The sequence below is a fragment of the Cupriavidus sp. 09_S30 genome, assembly GCF_056930435.1.
In genome coordinates this window covers 3,370,466-3,388,815 of the sequence record NZ_JBXOWI010000001.1, presented here as the reverse complement: position 1 = coordinate 3,388,815, position 18,350 = coordinate 3,370,466, and the positions used below count along the sequence as shown (strand labels likewise).

The following is an 18,350-nucleotide window of genomic DNA, read 5'->3' as shown; positions in this document are numbered from 1 at the left end:
CTCATTCGGCGCTGGCGGCGGGCGCGCCGGCCGCACCGGCCGCACGCATGGCGGCCTGGCCCTGCTGCACTGCACGCACGATGTTGTGATAGCCGGTACAGCGGCACAGATTGCCTTCGAGCTGCTCACGGATGGCGCTGGCGTCGGCATCGGGCTGCTCCTGCACCAGGGCGGTGGCGCTCATCACCATGCCGGGTGTGCAGAAGCCGCACTGCAGGCCGTGGCATTCGCGGAAGGCCGCCTGCATCGGGTGCAGCTCGCCAGCAGAGGCCAGCCCCTCGATGGTGGTGACCTTGGCCCCGTCCGCCTGTGCCGCCAGGATGTTGCACGCCTTCACCGCTCGACCATCCAGATGGACGGTGCAGGCGCCGCACTGGGCGGTGTCGCAGCCGACGTGGGTGCCGGTCAGCCGGAGCTGCTCACGCAGGAACTGGACCAGAAGGGTGTTGGGTTCGACCTGGGCGTCGACGGGCTTGCCGTTGACAGTCAGGCGGATCGGAATCGCCATGCTCGTCTCCATGTGGGTGGACGCGCATGACCGGTACCCGGATCCCGAAAAGAGACTGCGCGGGACTGGCCACTGCGCGGTACTGCCGCTTGCGGATACGGCTATTTCGTGAGGGTGGAGCTGCCGGCGCAGCCGCCGGGCCCGGGAGGGCGCTCGGAAGGGATGGCGCGTCGGCCCTGGCGGCCGGCGAAAGCCCGGCCGCGACAGGCCCTAACAGTTAATCACAAATCGCCCGCTGCTGCCATGCGGGCCGGGCCCCATGCCGGGGCACTGTTAGAATGGCGCCCCACCGCGCTTGCTACCGGCCCCGCATCACATGGAAGGCTTCATCGACTGGCTGTTCGGCATCGTCGCCCTGCCCAAGGTGGGGCTGCCTGCCATCTTCGTGGTCAGCCTGGTGTCGGCCACCCTGCTGCCGCTGGGCTCGGAGCCGGCGGTGTTCGGCTATATCAAGCTGAACCCGCATATGTTCTGGCCTGCGGTGATCGTGGCCACGGTCGGCAACACCATCGGCGGCATGATCGACTGGTGGATGGGCTACGCCGCCAAGCTGGCGCTGGTGCGCTATCGCAGGCACCGCCAGGCGCGGCTGCATGACCAGGAGCATGTTGAGCATCGCGAGCATCTGCGCCGGCCGCGCAAGCCGGTGCTGGACCAGCGCTATTTCCGCTGGATGCGCCGGTTTGGGCCGCCCACGCTGCTGGTGTCCTGGCTGCCCGCGATTGGTGATCCATTATGCACTTTGGCGGGGTGGCTGCGGCTGCCCTTCTGGCCTAGCGTGGCCTATATGGCCATCGGCAAGTTCCTGCGCTACCTGGCCATGACCAGTGCACTGCTCTGGATTCCGAATGGCTTCTGGCATCAAATAGGGGTATTCCTGAAACAGGTTTTCTAAGCTGTACAGCACTCCGGGATGAAAGTTCCCGTTCTCATCAGGGCTTTGTCATGCTGCGCCGCAGCGATTTCAGGCCTTGAAGTACAATTGCCCTTTAAAGACGACTGGCGCACCGTCCCCGTGCGCCGCAGGATGCGGTTCCCCCCATGAACGCCCCACTCGTGCTCGACGCCAAGCTCGCTGCGCAGGACGCCCCGCCGCGCCTGCGCGAGATCCCGTACAACTACACTTCGTTCTCGGACCGGGAGATCGTGATCCGTCTGCTGGGCGAGGAAGCCTGGCGCATCCTGGACGAGCTGCGCAGCGAGCGCCGCACCGGCCGCTCCGCCCGCATGCTGTATGAAGTGCTGGGCGACATCTGGGTGGTGCGCCGCAATCCTTATTTGCAGGACGACCTGCTCGAGAACCCCAAGCGCCGCGAGATGCTGGTCAGCGCGCTGCATCACCGCCTCAGCGAGGTGGAGAAGCGCCGCGCCGCCGACCGCGCCGAGCACGCGGAGCCGGCTGCCGAAGACCGCTCGCACAGGGTCGAGCAGCTGGTGGCCTTCGCCAAGCAGGCGATCGAGGACTTCAAGCAGGAATTCTCCCAGGCCTATGACCTGCGCAAGCGCACGCAGCGCGTACTGGGCCGTGTCACGGAGAAGGACAACATCAAGTTCGATGGCCTGTCGCGCGTCTCGCACGTGACCGACGCCACCGACTGGCGCGTGGAATACCCCTTCGTGGTGCTGACGCCCGACAGCGAGGAAGAGATCGCCGGGCTGGTCAAGGGCTGCTTCGAGCTGGGGCTGACCATCATCCCGCGCGGGGGCGGCACCGGCTACACCGGCGGCGCCGTGCCGCTGACGCCCATGAGCGCGGTGATCAACACCGAGAAGCTGGAGCAGCTCGACCCTGTCGAGCAGAGCGAGCTGCCCGGCGTGCCCGGTAAGGTCGCCACCATCTTCTCGGGTGCCGGCGTGGTCACGCGTCGCGTGGCCGACGCCGCCGACAAGGCTGGCCTGGTGTTCGCCGTGGACCCGACCTCGATCGACGCCTCGTGCATCGGCGGCAACGTGGCCATGAACGCGGGCGGCAAGAAGGCCGTGCTGTGGGGCACGGCGCTGGACAACCTGGCCTGGTGGCGCATGGTCGATCCCGAGGGCAACTGGCTCGAGATCACCCGCCTGAACCACAACCTGGGCAAGATCCACGACGTGCCGGTGGCCGACTTCGAACTGAAGTGGTTCGACGGCAGCCGCGCGCCGGGCGAGAAGCTGCTGCGCACCGAGACGCTCTCCATCGAGGGCCGCAAGTTCCGCAAGGAAGGCCTGGGCAAGGACGTCACCGACAAGTTCCTGGCGGGCCTGCCCGGCATCCAGAAGGAAGGCTGCGACGGCATCATCACCAGCGCGCGCTGGATCCTGCACCGCATGCCGCGCCACATGCGCACGGTCTGCCTGGAGTTCTTCGGCCAGGCGCGCGACGCCATTCCCAGCATCGTCGAGATCAAGGACTTCCTCGACGCCGAGTCGAAGACGCCTGGCGGCGCCATCCTGGCCGGCCTGGAGCACCTGGACGAGCGCTATCTGCGCGCGGTGGGCTATGCCACCAAGAGCAAGCGCAACGCCTTCCCGAAGATGGTGCTGATCGGCGACATCGTCGGCGATGACGAGGACGCGGTCGCGCGCGCCACCTCGGAAGTCATCCGCATGGCCAATGGCAAGAGCGGCGAGGGCTTCGTCGCGGTCAGCCCCGAGGCGCGCAAGAAGTTCTGGCTGGACCGCTCGCGCACCGCCGCCATCGCGCGCCACACCAACGCCTTCAAGATCAACGAAGACGTGGTGATCCCGCTGCCGCGCATGGGCGAGTACACCGACGGCATCGAGCGCATCAATATCGAGCTGTCGATCAAGAACAAGCTGGCGCTGGTCGACGCGCTGGAAGGCTTCTTCGCGCGCGGCAACCTGCCGCTGGGCCGCAGCGACGACGCCAACGAGATCCCCAGCGCCGAGCTGCTGGAAGACCGCGTGCAGCACGCGCTGCAGCTGCTGCGCGAGATCCGCGCGCGCTGGCGCTTCCTGCGGGACAACCTCGACACGCCGCTGGCCTCGGCCAAGGCGGCGCTGATCGGCCACGGCCTGGGCCTGCTCGGCCAGGCCTTCGACGCGCGCCTGGCGCAGCAGCCGGACGCCAATGTGTTCCACGTGCTGCAGGACCGCACCATACGCGTGTCGTGGAAGAACGAAGTGCGCGCCGAGCTGCGCAAGATCTTCACCGGCGGCGAGTTCAAGCCCATCCTCGACGAGGCGCAGAAGATCCACAAGCAGGTGCTGCGCGGCCGCGTCTTCGTCGCGCTGCACATGCACGCCGGCGACGGCAACGTGCACACCAACATCCCCGTCAACTCGGACGACTACGACATGCTGCAGGACGCGCACCGCGCGGTGGCCCGCATCATGACGCTGGCGCGTTCGCTGGACGGCGTGATCTCGGGCGAGCACGGCATCGGCATCACCAAGCTGGAGTTCCTCACCGAGGACGAGATCGGCGACTTCCGCGCCTACAAGGAGCGCATCGACCCGCAGGGCCGCTTCAACAAGGGCAAGCTGCTGCCCGGCGCTGACCTGCGCAATGCCTACACGCCGTCCTTCGGCCTGATGGGCCACGAGTCGCTGATCATGCAGCAGAGCGACATCGGCGCCATCGCCGACAGCGTCAAGGACTGCCTGCGCTGCGGCAAGTGCAAGCCGGTGTGCGCCACCCACGTGCCGCGCGCCAACCTGCTGTACAGCCCGCGCAACAAGATCCTGGCGACCTCGCTGCTGATCGAGGCCTTCCTCTACGAGGAGCAGACCCGGCGCGGCGTCTCGATCAAGCACTGGGACGAGTTCTCGGACGTGGCCGACCACTGCACGGTCTGCCACAAGTGCGTGACGCCTTGCCCGGTCAAGATCGACTTCGGCGACGTGTCGATGAATATGCGCAACCTGCTGCGCAAGATGGGCCAGAAGAAGTTCAATCCCGGCACCGCCGCGTCGATGTTCTTCCTCAACGCCACCAACCCGCAGACCATCAACATGACCCGCAAGGTCATGATCGACTGGGGCTACAAGGCGCAGCGCCTGGGCAACGACGTGCTCAAGAAGCTGGCCAAGAAGCAGACCGCGCACCCGCCCGCCTCGGTGGGCCGCGCGCCGGTGCGCGAGCAGGTGATCCACTTCGTCAACAAGAAGATGCCGGGCAACCTGCCCAAGAAGACCGCGCGCGCGCTGCTCGACATCGAAGACAACGAGATCGTGCCGATCATCCGCGACCCGAAGCGGACCTCGCCCGAGACCGAGGCGGTGTTCTACTTCCCGGGCTGCGGCTCGGAGCGGCTGTTCTCGCAGGTCGGCCTGGCCACCCAGGCCATGCTGTGGCACGTGGGCGTGCAGACCGTGCTGCCGCCGGGCTACCTGTGCTGCGGCTATCCGCAGCGCGGCAGCGGCCAGTTCGACAAGGCCGAGAAGATCGTCACCGACAACCGCGTGCTGTTCCACCGCGTGGCCAATACGCTCAACTACCTGGACATCAAGACCGTGGTGGTGAGCTGCGGCACCTGCTACGACCAGCTCGCCGGCTATGAATTCGAAAAGATCTTCCCGGGCTGCAGGATCATCGACATCCACGAGTACCTGCTCGAGAAGGGCGTCAAGCTCGAGGGCGTGAGCGGTACCCGCTACATGTACCACGATCCCTGCCATACGCCGATCAAGACCATGGACCCGACCAAGCTCGTCAATGACCTGATGGGCGGCAATGGCGCGGCCGGCAAGATCGAGAAAAACGAGCGTTGCTGCGGTGAATCCGGCACGCTGGCGGTGACCCGCCCGGACGTGTCGACCCAGGTCCGCTTCCGCAAGGAAGAGGAAATGCGCAAGGGCGCCGGCAAGCTGCGCGACGACGGCTTCAACGGCGACGTCAAGATCCTCACCAGCTGCCCGTCCTGCCTGCAGGGCCTGTCGCGCTACAACGAGGATGCCTCGGTCGAGGCGGACTACATCGTGGTCGAGATGGCCAAGCACCTGCTCGGCGAAAACTGGATGCCGGAGTACGTGGAGAAGGCTAACGCCGGTGGCATCGAGCGGGTGCTCGTCTAGTCTGCTGGTGTGCTCCCCTCTCCCGCTTGCGGGAGAGGGGTCGGGGGAGAGGGCGGGCGGTTGCGAATGGCGACGTGCTGGACAAAACCGACGGCTTCGTCTTGGCCTCGGCATGCTGAACAACACCGACGGCTTCGTTGAGCGTGGCGCCTTGCTAGACCACCCCTCACCCCGGCCCTCTCCCCATGAGGGGAGAGGGGGTCAGGACCTCGTGCTTGGGCGGCAGTGTTGGCGCATCTTGTCGGCTTCGTCTTTGCCTCGGCGTGCTGGATAACACCGACGGCTTCGTTGTGCGTGGCGCCTTGCTAGACCACCCCTCACCCCGGCCCTCTCCCCATGAGGGGAGAGGGGGTCAAGACACTATGCTTGACCGACGGTGTTGGTGCATCTTGTCGGCTTCGGCTGGCGCCTTGCTGGACCACCCCTCTCCCCAACCCTCTCCCCATGAGGGGAGAGGGAGCCAAGACCGCGTGCTTGGGCGGCGTTGTTGGCGCATTTTGTCGGCCCCGGCCCACCTCATTCAGGAGCTTCCCTCCAATGTCCCAAGTTTCTGACTGCCCGCTGTGCGATACCGATGGCGGCGAGCTTGTCTGGCGCGGCGACCGCGCGCGCCTGATCCTGGTCGAGCATGAGCGTTTCCCCGGCTTCTGCCGCGTGGTCTGGAACGACCACGTCGCCGAGTTGAGCGACCTGTCGGCCGATGACCAGGCCTGGCTGATGCGCCTGGTGGCCGCCGTCGAGCGCACGCTGCGTGAGGTGATGGCCCCGGACAAGATCAATCTGGCGGCCTTCGGCAATATGGTGCCGCACCTGCACTGGCACATCATCCCGCGCTATCGCTGGGACACGCATTTCCCCGAGTCGGTCTGGGGACCGGCGCAGCGCGCGGCCGACCCGGCCCGGCTGGCTGCCCTCGCGCAGGCACTGCCGGCGCTGCGCACGGCGCTGGCGCCGCTGCAGGATCTGCGCTGAGACCGCAATTTGTGCACGCCAGGCCGGTTTTCCGCGTTGTTGGGATTGGTGCGGAACCTCGCCTGCCAGTCTGGCTTCTAACAGCGTCCCGCTTTCTGTTCCCATATGCGCGGGCCCTGCCATCGGCAGCGGCCCGTACCCGCGAAAGGTCCCATGTCCACACCGACCTCCGTTACCGTGCCGGGCCCGGCCGTTCCGGCCCGTGCCCTCAAGATCCAGAGCCGGCTGCGCCTGGCTGCCACCTGGACGCTGATCAAGCCCTACTGGAAGTCGGAAGACCGCACGGCCGGGCTCGGCCTGCTGCTCTTCGTGGTGGGGCTGAACCTGGGCATTGTCTACATCAATGTCTTGCTCAACGAATGGAACCGCGTTTTCTACAACGCGCTCGAGCAGCATGACTATGTGGCGTTCAAGACGCTCTTGATCCGCTTTTCCTGGATCGCCGGCTTCTACATCATCGCGGCCATCTCGCGCCAGTACTACACGATGATGCTGCAGATGCGCTGGCGTACCTGGATGACCGGCCGCTTCATGGACCGCTGGCTGGGCCACCAGGCCTACTACCGGATCGAGCAGACCCGGGCCACCGACAACCCCGACCAGCGGATCGCCGATGACCTGCGCTCCTTCACCGATGGCGCGCTGACGCTGTCGCTGGGCCTGCTCAACTCGGTGGTGACGCTGATCTCCTTCGTCGGCATCCTGTGGAGCGTGTCCGGCCCGATCAGCATCGCGCTGGGCGGCGGCGAGGTCGTGATCCCCGGCTATATGGTGTGGTTCGCCGTGGGCTACGCGGTGATCGGCTCACTCGTGGCCCACCTCGTGGGCCGGCCGCTGATCGGCTTGAGCTTCCAGCAGGAACAGTACGAGGCGGACTTCCGCTTCACGCTGGTACGCCTGCGCGAGAACAGCGAGCCGGTGGCGCTGTACCGTGGTGAGCCGACCGAACAGGCCGGGCTGAGCGCGCGCTTCGGCCGTATCCGCGCCAACTGGAACCAGCTGATGCGCTACACGCGGCGGCTGACCTTCGTCAATTCCGGCTACAGCCAGTTCGCCATCATCTTCCCGCTGCTGGTTGCGGCGCCGCGCTACTTCGCCGGCAAGATGACGCTGGGCGGCCTGATGCAGATGAGCTCGGCCTTCGGCCAGGTGCAGGGCGCGCTGTCGTGGTTCGTGGACAGCTATTCCACGCTGGTGGGCTGGAAGGCGGCGGCCAACCGTCTGATCGATTTCCAGGATGCCATTCGCGTGGCCGAGCGCCAGGACCGGGAGCATACGGGCGTGCGCGACATCGAGGTGGTCCGCACCGACGACACCAGCATCCGGCTGGACATGCTGGCCCTGTCGCTGCCCGTGCCGGTGCGCAGCGCGTCGGCCCAGGTTCCGCTGGTGGCGCCGTTCTCCCTGACGATCGCGCCGGGCGAGCGCTGGCTCGTCAACGGCCCCTCGGGCTGCGGCAAGAGCGTGCTGGTGCGCGCGCTGGCCGGCATCTGGCCCTATGGCAGCGGCACGGTCGAGATGCCGCGCGCGGCGCGCATGCTGTTCCTGCCGCAGCGCAGCTACCTGCCCATCGGTACGCTGGCCGATGCGCTCGCCTATCCCGACGCGGGTACCGCGCACAGCCGCGAAACACTGCAGCAGGTGCTGCGCGCAGCCAGGCTGGGCCAACTGACGGGCCAGCTCGACGTGCTCGACAACTGGTCGCTGCGGCTGTCGCCGGGCGAGCAGCAGCGGCTCGCCTTCGCCCGCGCCATGTTGCAGAAGCCGGATTTCCTGGTGCTGGACGAAGCGACCAGCGCGCTGGACGAGGAAACCGAGTCGGCCATGTACGAGATGGTGGTGCAGGCGCTGCCGCAGTCGGCCATCATCAGCGTGGCGCATCGCAGCACGGTGGCGCGTTTCCACGGCAAGCGGCTGCGCTACCTGCCGGCCGACGGTGCGCAGGATGGGCAAGGTCATGCGCCTGCGGTAAGCTATAGAGTTGTACACGAAGCGTGAAGCCCGCGCCGTAGTGAGCCGGCCGGCCGGCCAGTTCACTGCGGCCTTCCGGCTGCGCGCCAATCATCATGGCAGGCCTAGAGAAAGACACCCCTCATCCCACGGCGCTGACCGTCCACACGCAATCGCGCGTGCTGGAGATCGGCTTCGACAACGGCCGGGCCTTCCGCTTGCCCTTCGAATTCCTGCGCGTGTATTCGCCGTCGGCGGAGGTGCAGGGGCACGGCCCCGGGCAGGAAGTGCTGCAGACCGGCAAGCGCGAGGTCGGCATCGCCGCGATCGAGCAGGTCGGCAACTACGCCGTGCAGATCCGCTTTACCGACGGCCACGACACCGGCATCTACTCGTGGGAACTGCTGTACCGCCTGGGCGACCAGCAAGCGGCGCTGTGGCAGGCGTATCTGGAGCGCCTGGCCGCGGCCGGCGTCGATCGCGACACCCCGATGCCGGTGGCCTCCGGCCCCGCCTGCGGCCACCACTGAGCCGCCCCCGCATTTCCCTGGAGTCAAGAATATGAGTGAGACCCATTTCGGGTTCGAGAAGGTCGACGAGTCCGATAAGGCCGGCAAGGTAGCCGGCGTCTTCCACTCGGTGGCGAGCAAGTACGATGTGATGAACGACCTGATGTCGGGCGGGCTGCACCGGCTGTGGAAGATCTTCACCATCGCCCAGGCCGCCGTGCGTCCCGGCTACAAGGTGCTCGACATCGCCGGCGGCACCGGCGACCTGGCTCGCGCCTTCGCCCGCCAGGCCGGTCCTACCGGCGAGGTCTGGCTGACGGATATCAACGAGTCGATGCTGCGCGTGGGCCGCGACCGCCTGCTCGACAAGGGCGTGGTGACGCCGGTCTGCCTGTGCGACGCCGAGCGCATTCCCTTCCCGGACAACTATTTCGATGTGGTCACGGTGGCCTTCGGCCTGCGCAATATGACGCACAAGGATGCCGCCCTGGCCGAGATGCGCCGCGTGGTCAAGCCGGGCGGCAAGGTCATGGTGCTGGAATTCTCCAAGGTCTGGAAGCCGCTGGAGAAGGCCTATGACGTCTATTCTTTCAAGGTGCTCCCGTGGCTCGGTGAGCGTATTGCCGGGGATGCCCCGAGCTATCGCTATCTGGCTGAATCGATCAGAATGCATCCAGACCAGGATTCACTTGTACGCTTAATGGAACAAGCTGGGCTGGAGAAGGTCGAATACTTCAATCTGACGGCAGGAGTCGTGGCGCTCCACGTCGGGCGAAAGTATTGATCGGTCACTTTTTGCTCGCGATGCGCGAAAATATTGGGGGATAGATGAAAAAGTCGTCACTTTACGGGAAATTCCTGGCGGGGTCGCTGGTGATGGTGCTGGCGTTCAGCGCGTTCAACGCCGAGGCCAAGCGCCTGGGCGGTTCCCGCAGCTTCGGCAAGCAATCGTCGAATGTGACGCAGCGCCAGCAACAGGCGCCGTCCCAGCAGACGCCGCCGGCCCAGCAACCCGCGCAGCAGCCCGGCCAGCAGGCCGCGCCGGTGGGTGCGGGCGCAGCGGCGGGCGCCGCCGCGGCGGCCGCCAAGCCCAAGCGCAATTGGGGTGGCATCCTGGGTGGCATCGCCGCCGGCCTGGGCATCGGCTGGCTGCTGTCGCATTTCGGCCTGGGTGGTGCGGCGCTGAGCTTCCTGTCCAACATGATCCTGATCGCCCTGGTGGCCTTCGTCGCGATCTGGCTGATCCGCAAGTTCCGCGGCGGCGCGAACCGCCAGCAGCCGGCCTACGCCGGTGCCGGCAACAGCGCGGCCGGCGGGTTTGGCGGCCAGCCGATGACGCGCCAGCAAGAGCCGGAGCCCGTGGCGATGCCCGCCGCGGCACCGGTAGCGGCCGCGGCTGCCACTGCCGCTGCGGCCACCCAGCCCTGGGGCGTGCCGGCTGACTTCGACACAGAAGCCTTCCTGCGCAACGCCAAGGTGCACTTCGTTCGCCTGCAGGCCGCCTGGGACGCCGGCAATATCGACGACATCCGCGAATTCACCACTCCGGAGATGTTCGCCGAGATCAAGATGGACCTGAGCGAGCGCGGCAACGAGGTGAACAAGACCGATGTGGTCACGCTCGAGGCGCGGCTGCTGGGTATCGAGTCCGCTCCATCGCAGCATATCGCCAGCGTGGAGTTCTCCGGCATGATCCGCGAGCGTGCCGGCGATCCGGCCCAGCCCTTTACCGAGGTCTGGAACCTGGCCAAGCCGACTACCGGCAGCGGTGGCTGGTTGCTGGCGGGGATTCAGCAGGCGTCCTGAGCGTTCTGGCAGTCCTGACCGTTGGTCGGGATTGCCGCCCCGGTGACGGGGAGTGGCTTAGAATGGAGGCCCGCGCGAAAGCGTGGGCTTTTTTTGTTTTTGGGTTGTTTGGCGTTGTTGCTGGTTGCTAGTGGAATCGGTATGCGTGGCAAAGGCCTGTTTCGCATACCCTCGCCGTTGTTTGTGGCGCTGGGTGAATCGGAACCAGAGCAGCAAAGCATCACCTAGAACCAACCGAACCAACACCAAGCCGTACCCTCCCAACCACCACCATGAGCCAACTCCCCACCCCCCTGGCCACTCCCGCGATCACAGCGTTGAACCATCTGCTGACGCAGGAGCCCTGGGCACAGGGCATGCTCGCGCCCGCGGCCGGGCGCGTGATCCGCTTCGACGCAGCAGCATTCACGCTGGCACTGCGCGTGAGCGCCGACGGCCTGGTCGAGGAGGCGCCAGCCGATGCCGAGCCGGCGGTGACCCTGAACGTACCGTTCCAGCAATGGCCGCTGGTGGCGGCCGACGTCTCATCCGGCGGCCAGGCGGCGGCCATGAAGCATGTGCGCATCGAGGGCGACGCCGATCTGGCTAACACAGTGTCGACGCTGGCGCGCAACCTGCGCTGGGATGCCGCCGAGGACCTGTCCCGCGTGCTGCGCGTGCTGATGGGCGGCGTGGCCGGCGACAGCATGGCGCAACGGCTGGTGGAGGGCGCGCGCTGGGCACACGCACAGGCCGACGGCGTGCGCCGCGCATTGGTGGAAAATGTGACCGAATACCTGCTCGATGAGCGCCCCATGCTGGTGCGCCACACCGCGCTCGATGCGTTCGGCATCGATGTGGCGGACCTGCGCAACGACCTGGCGCGGCTGGAGAAGCGCCTGGAGCGGCTGGAGCTCGGCAGCGGCGGCGGACCGCGGGCGCTGCCCTCGGCCCACCGCTGATGCCATGGCGCCGCGCCGCCCGGCCTTGCCCGGCCGCTCTTTTCCGCCGGTCCACGTCCTGTTTCTGACTACATCTGCATGACCCGTTTCCTGCGCCTTTGCAAGATCGTCTTCGTCGTCCTCTACTACGGGCTGGACGAACTCGTGCTGTCGGGCTTCAAGAGCCGCCGCATCCGTTTCCTGGTCAAGGTCATCACCATCGGCCGCAAGCTCGACATGCCGCGCGGCGAGCGGCTGCGGCTGGCGCTGACGCGCCTGGGGCCGATCTTCGTCAAGTTCGGCCAGGTGCTGTCCACCCGGCGCGACCTGATGCCGCAGGATATCGCCGACGAACTGGCCAAGCTGCAGGACCAGGTGCCGCCGTTCGATTCCGCGGTGGCCGTGAAGATCATCGAGCGCTCGCTGGGCCGGCCGTTGTCCGTGCTGTTCGAGGAATTCGAGCAGCAGCCGGTGGCCAGCGCCTCGATCGCCCAGGTCCACTTCGCCAAGCTCAAGGACGGGCCGAACCACGGCCGCGAAGTCGCGGTCAAGGTGCTGCGCCCGGGCATGCTGCCGGTGATCGACAGCGACCTGGCGCTGATGCGCGATATCGCCACCTGGCTGGAGCGCCTGTGGGCCGATGGCAAGCGCCTGAAGCCGCGCGAGGTGGTCGCCGAGTTCGATAAATACCTGCATGACGAGCTCGACCTGATGATCGAGGCGGCCAACGCCAGCCAACTGCGCCGCAACTTCGCCAAGACCGAGCTGCTGCTGGTGCCCGAGGTGTTCTGGGACTGGTGCAGCAGCGAGGTCTTCGTGATGGAGCGGATGCACGGCATCCCGATCTCGCGCACCGAGTCGCTGCGCGCGGCCGGCGTGGACATGCACAAGCTGGCGGAGGAGGGCGTCGAGATTTTCTTCACCCAGGTCTTCCGCGACGGCTTCTTCCATGCCGACATGCACCCCGGCAACATCCTGGTGTCGGTGCAGCCGGAGACCTTCGGGCGCTATATCGCCCTGGACTTCGGCATCGTCGGGGCGCTTTCCGAATTCGACAAGAACTACCTGGCGCAGAACTTCATCGCCTTCTTCCGGCGCGACTATCACCGCGTTGCGCTGCTGCACGTCGAGTCGGGCTGGGTGCCGCCCGACACGCGCGTGGAGGAGCTCGAGAGTGCGGTGCGCGCCTGCTGCGAGCCCTATTTCGACAAGCCGCTGAAGGAAATCTCACTGGGCATGGTGCTGATGCGCCTGTTCCAGACCTCGCGCCGCTTCAATGTGGAGATCCAGCCCCAGCTGGTGCTGCTGCAAAAGACGCTGCTCAATATCGAGGGCCTGGGCCGCCAGCTCGACCCCGACCTCGACCTGTGGAAAACGGCCAAGCCCTTCCTGGAGCGCTGGATGCACGAGCAGGTGGGCTGGAAGGGTGCCTGGGAGCGTATCCAGATCGAGGCGCCGCAATGGGCCAAGATGCTGCCGGACTTTCCGCGCCTGGTCCACCAGTTCCTGGAGCGGCGCGCGCTGACCAGCGACGGCGCGCAGGACAAGCTGCTGGCGGCGCTGCTGGCCGAGCAGCGCCGCACCAACCGGCTGGTCGGGGCGGCAGTGTTGCTGCTCGGCGGCTTCGTCGCCGGCGTCGTGCTGACCCAGATTCTGGGCCTGGCCGGCTACTGGTAGCAGCGGTCCGGCGGCGCCGCGCCCGCGGCGCCACGCTGCCGGCCCGGCGCCCCGGACTCACCGCGCACGCCTCCCGCACTTCCCCCGGTTCTGCCCGATTTCCGGTCCGCCGCACAAGCGTGCACAAGTGGTGGACGGAAAGCCACGCGCGCCGGACGGGAATCTTCCCGGAGCAGGGAATTTTTTCGCCCGTGCCGGTCTGCGTCGTTATAATCCGCGTTTTGATTCGGCTACGACCGCAGGCAGGCGCAATCCCCAGGCGGCCCCGACCGATGAATTGGACTCCGGCAGACGGAGGCCCGCCAGCAGCGGCTGGCGGCCGTCCGTGCCGGCTTTCGGTTTCTCGCCGACAGGGCATCCCTGGGCATAGGGTCGCGTCATGCTGATCTGGTTCGTCATCATCTACTGGGTAATCTCGGTCGGCATCGGCCTGTGGGCGGCGCTGCGCGTACGCAACACCACGGACTTCGCCGTCGCTGGCCGCAGCCTGCCGTTCTACATTGTCACCGCCACCGTCTTCGCCACCTGGTTCGGCTCGGAGACGGTGCTGGGCATCCCCGCCGTGTTCCTGCGCGAGGGTCTGTCCGGTGTGGTATCCGATCCCTTCGGTTCCTCCCTGTGCCTGATCCTGGTGGGCCTGTTCTTCGCCCGGCCGCTGTACCGGATGAACCTGCTGACCATCGGCGACTACTACCACAACCGCTACGGCCGGCTGGCCGAGGTGCTGACCACGCTGTGCATCGTGGTGTCCTACCTCGGCTGGGTGGCGGCGCAGATCAAGGCGCTGGGTCTGGTCTTCTTCACCGTGTCCGACGGCGCGCTGTCGCAGGAGGCCGGCATGATGATCGGCGCGGCCAGCGTGCTGGTGTACACGCTGTTCGGTGGCATGTGGGCGGTGGCGGTGACGGACTTCATCCAGATGATCATCATCGTGGTCGGCATGCTCTATATCGGCTACGAGGTCAGCGGCCAGGCGGGCGGCGTGGCCGCGGTGGTGTCGCACGCGGCGGCGGCGGGCAAGTTCGAGTTCCTGCCCTCGTTCGACCTCTTGCAGATCATCGGCTTCGCGGCGGCGCTGTTCACCATGATGCTGGGCTCCATCCCGCAGCAGGACGTGTTCCAGCGCGTCACCTCGTCGCGCACCGAACAGATCGCCGGCTACGCCTCGGTGCTGGGCGGCGTGCTGTACTTCTGCTTCGCCTTCGTGCCGATGTTCCTGGCCTACTCGGCCACGCTGATCGATCCGCAGATGGTGGCGAAGTACATCAACGCGGACTCGCAGCTGATCCTGCCCCAGCTGATCCTGCAGCACGCCCCCATGTTCGCCCAGGTGATGTTCTTCGGCGCACTGCTGTCGGCCATCAAGAGCTGCGCCTCGGCCACGCTGCTGGCGCCCTCGGTGACTTTCGCCGAGAACATCCTGCGCCCGTATTTCCGCCACCTGGACGACCGCCGCTTCCTGCGCGTGATGCAGGCGGTGGTGCTGGCGTTCACGACGCTGGTGACGCTGTTTGCGCTCAACTCGCACCTGTCGATCTTCCATATGGTGGAGAACGCCTACAAGGTGACCCTGGTGTCGTCCTTCGTGCCGCTGGCCTTCGGCCTGTTCTGGAAGCCGGCCACGCGCCAGGGCGGCCTCGCCGCCATCCTGCTGGGCCTGGCGTCCTGGCTGGTGTGCGAGGTGGCCTACCCCGAGGCGGCAGTGCCGCCGCAGATGGTCGGCCTGCTGTTCTCGGTGAGCGGCATGGTGGTGGGGTCGCTGCTGCCGCAGTGGATCGGCGACCATCCGCGCGTCAAGGAAGTGCACATCGCGTAGGGGCGCCAAGGCGCGCAAAGGCGCAAGAAAGCCTGCTCGCCAGGGACATCCGCGCCGCTGCAGCAGGCGGAAATGCCGTGGCGCAGCAAGCGATGGCTTCCCCCTTTATTCCTCGGGCCAGCTTTGCCGTGAACGGTTTATAATTCAAAGCTTTGCATCGCCGGTTGCTGCGCTGTGGCGCGTTGATCCGCCTCTGCGGCGCCGGGGCTTGCCCGAAATCCACCCCCAGTCTTTCACGATAGAACCACCATGCCGATCTATGCCTACCGTTGCGACGCCTGTGGCCACGGGCGCGATGTGCTGCAGAAAATGAGCGATGCTCCGCTTACTGACTGCCCGTCGTGTGGCGCAACTGGCACTTTCAAGAAGCAGCTGACTGCGGCCGGCTTTCAATTGAAGGGCTCGGGCTGGTATGTGACGGACTTCCGCGGCGGCAGCGGCGGCACCAGCGCGCCGGCCACCGCGTCGGCCTCCGCCTCGTCCGACGCCGCTGCGGCGCCGGCCGCCACCTCCGGCTCCGATGCCGCCTCCAGCACCACGGCCAGCGCCGGCGGCAGCTGCGGCGGCTCCTGCGCCTGCCACTGAGCCTGCATCCATCGTGGCGAGCAACAAGACTTCAGCCCTGAAGACCTGGTTCCTGACCGGGCTGCTGGTGCTGGTGCCGTTGGGCATCACCCTGTGGGTGCTGAACCTCGTCATCAGCACGATGGACCAGAGCCTGGCGCTGCTGCCGCTGTCGTGGCGCCCCGATCGCCTGATCGGCTGGAGAGTGCCGGGGCTGGGCGCCATCCTGACCCTGCTGTTCATCCTGCTGGTGGGCATGCTGGCCCACAACTTCATCGGCCAGCGGCTGGTGCGCTGGTGGGAGGCGCTGCTGCGCCACATTCCGGTGGTCGGGCCCATCTACACCAGCGTCAAGCAGGTCTCGGACACCTTGCTGTCTTCCTCCGGCAATGCCTTCCGCAAGGCGCTGCTGGTGCAGTACCCGCGCGAAGGCTCGTGGACCATCGCCTTCCTCACCGGCCGGCCGGGCGGCGATGTGCAGAACCACCTGCAGGGCGAATTCGTCAGCGTCTATGTGCCGACCACGCCCAATCCGACCTCGGGCTTCTTCCTGATGATGCCCAAGGCCGACACGATCGAACTCGACATGACCGTCGACGCCGCCCTGAAGTACATCGTCTCGATGGGCGTCGTGGCACCGGCGGAGCTGCCGCGCAAGAACGCGGGCGCCACCCGCCCGGCGGATGCGGCCGCGCCGGCCGGCGCCGAGCGTGCCGAAACCGCCGAAGCGGTCGACCCTTCGCACACCAATTGACCGCGGCCGCCCGGGCGGCCGCGACATTCCAGGGATCCCCTTATGTCCTCCATGCGTACTCACTATTGCGGTCTGGTGACCGAACAACTGATCGGCCAGGAAGTGGCCCTGACCGGCTGGGTGCAGCGCCGCCGCGACCACGGCGGTGTGATCTTCATCGACCTGCGTGACCGCGAAGGCCTGGTGCAGGTGGTGTGCGATCCCGACCGTCCCGAGATGTTCAAGGCTGCCGAAGAGATTCGCAACGAGTTCTGCATCCGCATCACCGGCAAGGTCCGCGCCCGTCCGGCCGGCACCGAGAACACCAACCTGACCTCGGGCAAGATCGAGGTGCTGTGCTACGAGCTGACCGTGCTGAACCCGTCGGTCACGCCCCCGTTCCAGCTCGATGACGACAACCTGTCCGAGACCACGCGCCTGACCCACCGCGTGCTCGACCTGCGCCGCCCGCAGATGCAGTACAACCTGCGCCTGCGCTACAAGGTGGCGATGGAAGTGCGCAAATACCTGGACGCCCAGGGCTTCATCGACATCGAGACCCCGATGCTGGGCAAGAGCACGCCGGAAGGCGCGCGCGACTACCTGGTGCCGTCGCGCGTCAACCCGGGCAACTTCTTCGCGCTGCCGCAGTCGCCGCAGCTGTTCAAGCAGATGCTGATGGTGTCGGGCTTCGACCGCTACTACCAGATCACCAAGTGCTTCCGCGACGAAGACCTGCGCGCCGACCGCCAGCCGGAGTTCACGCAGATCGACTGCGAAACCTCCTTCCTGAGCGAGCACGACATCCGCGACATGTTCGAGAACATGATCCGCACCGTGTTCAAGAACACCATTTCGGTGGACCTGGACGAGAAGTTCCCGGTGATGGAGTTCCGCGAGGCGATGGCCCGCTTCGGCTCGGACAAGCCCGACCTGCGCGTCAAGCTCGAGTTCACCGAGCTGACCGACGTCATGAAGGACGTCGACTTCAAGGTCTTCTCCGCCCCGGCCAACGCCGAAGGCGGCCGCGTGGTCGCGCTGCGCGTGCCCGGCGGCGCACAGATCAGCCGTAGCGAGATCGACGCCTACACCCAGTTCGTGGCCATCTACGGTGCCAAGGGCCTGGCCTGGATCAAGGTCAACGAACTGGCCAAGGGGCGCGACGGCCTGCAGTCGCCGATCGTCAAGAACCTGCATGACGCGGCCATCGCCGAGATCCTCAAGCGCACCGGCGCCCAGGATGGCGATGTGATCTTCTTCGGTGCCGACCGCGCCAAGGTTGTCAACGACGCCATCGGCGCGCTGCGCCTGAAGATCGGCCATTCCGAGTTCGGCAAGTCCAGCGGCCTGTTCGAGGACACCTGGAAGCCGCTGTGGGTGGTGGACTTCCCGATGTTCGAGTACGACGAGGAAGACGCCCGCTGGGTGGCCATGCACCACCCCTTCACCAGCCCCAAGGACGAGCACCTGGAATACCTGGAGACCGATCCGGGCAAGTGCGTGGCCAAGGCTTACGACATGGTGCTCAACGGCTGGGAAATCGGCGGCGGCTCGGTGCGTATCTTCCGCGCCGACGTGCAGAGCAAGGTGTTCCGCGCCCTCAAGATCAATGACGAAGAGGCACGCCTTAAGTTCGGCTACCTGTTGGACGCGCTGCAGTACGGTGCGCCCCCGCACGGCGGCATCGCCTTCGGCCTGGACCGCGTCGTCACGATGATGGCCGGCGCCGATTCGATCCGCGACGTGATCGCCTTCCCCAAGACCCAGCGCGCCCAGGACCTGCTGACGCAGGCGCCGAGCCCGGTCGACGAGAAGCAGTTGCGCGAGTTGCACATCCGCCTGCGCCAGGCCGAGCCCAAGGCGGGCTGAGCCACGGCAG

General features: G+C 66.6%; 13 protein-coding genes and 2 pseudogenes. 14 read left to right on the top strand and 1 reads right to left on the bottom strand.

Annotated elements, in window-relative coordinates:
• Position 1 precedes the first annotated feature (1 nt).
• The gene (locus tag AC1Z3O_RS15845; protein WP_483516651.1) at positions 2–508 is read right to left on the bottom strand and encodes a (2Fe-2S)-binding protein; all 507 of its coding nucleotides are present in this window, start codon (positions 506–508) and stop codon (positions 2–4) included.
• Positions 509–824: 316 nt separating this feature from the next.
• On the opposite strand from AC1Z3O_RS15845, the gene AC1Z3O_RS15840 reads away from it, so the two are divergent.
• From AC1Z3O_RS15840 to aspS, 14 genes and pseudogenes are all read left to right on the top strand, one after another.
• Entirely contained in the window at positions 825–1,403 is a 579-nt protein-coding gene (locus tag AC1Z3O_RS15840) for a YqaA family protein (RefSeq protein ID WP_483516650.1), read from the top strand.
• 146 nt (positions 1,404–1,549) lie between these two features.
• A pseudogene (locus tag AC1Z3O_RS15835) lies at positions 1,550–3,491 on the top strand (DUF3683 domain-containing protein); the annotation flags it as partial.
• A gap of 68 nt (positions 3,492–3,559) precedes the next feature.
• A pseudogene (locus AC1Z3O_RS15830) lies at positions 3,560–5,524 on the top strand (DUF3400 domain-containing protein); the annotation flags it as partial.
• 537 nt (positions 5,525–6,061) lie between these two features.
• Positions 6,062–6,496 carry an HIT family protein gene (locus tag AC1Z3O_RS15825; protein ID WP_483516649.1) on the top strand — a complete coding sequence of 145 codons (435 nt, stop codon included), beginning with the start codon at positions 6,062–6,064 and terminating at the stop codon, positions 6,494–6,496.
• A 153-nt stretch (positions 6,497–6,649) separates the two neighbouring features.
• On the top strand, positions 6,650–8,494 hold the full coding sequence (locus AC1Z3O_RS15820) for an ABC transporter ATP-binding protein/permease (RefSeq protein ID WP_483516648.1): 1,845 nt from the start codon (positions 6,650–6,652) through the stop codon (positions 8,492–8,494).
• A 68-nt stretch (positions 8,495–8,562) separates the two neighbouring features.
• On the top strand, positions 8,563–8,976 hold the full coding sequence (locus AC1Z3O_RS15815) for a gamma-butyrobetaine hydroxylase family protein (RefSeq protein WP_483516647.1): 414 nt from the start codon (positions 8,563–8,565) through the stop codon (positions 8,974–8,976).
• Between the two features lie 31 nt (positions 8,977–9,007).
• Positions 9,008–9,739 carry a bifunctional demethylmenaquinone methyltransferase/2-methoxy-6-polyprenyl-1,4-benzoquinol methylase UbiE gene (gene ubiE / locus AC1Z3O_RS15810; protein ID WP_483516646.1) on the top strand — a complete coding sequence of 244 codons (732 nt, stop codon included), beginning with the start codon at positions 9,008–9,010 and terminating at the stop codon, positions 9,737–9,739.
• 44 nt (positions 9,740–9,783) lie between these two features.
• A complete protein-coding gene (locus AC1Z3O_RS15805; protein ID WP_483516645.1) occupies positions 9,784–10,761 on the top strand; it encodes a Tim44 domain-containing protein in 978 nt (325 codons plus the stop codon).
• A gap of 272 nt (positions 10,762–11,033) precedes the next feature.
• Positions 11,034–11,702: a ubiquinone biosynthesis accessory factor UbiJ gene (locus AC1Z3O_RS15800; RefSeq protein ID WP_483516644.1), complete on the top strand. Its 669-nt coding sequence runs from the start codon at positions 11,034–11,036 to the stop codon at positions 11,700–11,702.
• Positions 11,703–11,780: 78 nt separating this feature from the next.
• The gene (gene ubiB, locus AC1Z3O_RS15795; protein ID WP_483516643.1) at positions 11,781–13,358 is read left to right on the top strand and encodes a ubiquinone biosynthesis regulatory protein kinase UbiB; all 1,578 of its coding nucleotides are present in this window, start codon (positions 11,781–11,783) and stop codon (positions 13,356–13,358) included.
• 379 nt (positions 13,359–13,737) lie between these two features.
• Positions 13,738–15,174: a high affinity choline transporter 1 gene (locus AC1Z3O_RS15790; RefSeq protein WP_483516642.1), complete on the top strand. Its 1,437-nt coding sequence runs from the start codon at positions 13,738–13,740 to the stop codon at positions 15,172–15,174.
• 249 nt (positions 15,175–15,423) lie between these two features.
• Positions 15,424–15,759 (top strand): FmdB family zinc ribbon protein, encoded by a 336-nt coding sequence (locus AC1Z3O_RS15785; RefSeq protein ID WP_483516641.1) that lies wholly within the window; start codon positions 15,424–15,426, stop codon positions 15,757–15,759.
• Between the two features lie 13 nt (positions 15,760–15,772).
• Complete coding sequence (locus AC1Z3O_RS15780) at positions 15,773–16,492, top strand: DUF502 domain-containing protein (protein ID WP_483516640.1); 720 nt, start codon at positions 15,773–15,775, stop codon at positions 16,490–16,492.
• Between the two features lie 42 nt (positions 16,493–16,534).
• Positions 16,535–18,340 (top strand): aspartate--tRNA ligase, encoded by a 1,806-nt coding sequence (gene aspS, locus AC1Z3O_RS15775; RefSeq protein ID WP_483516639.1) that lies wholly within the window; start codon positions 16,535–16,537, stop codon positions 18,338–18,340.
• Positions 18,341–18,350 lie beyond the last annotated feature (10 nt).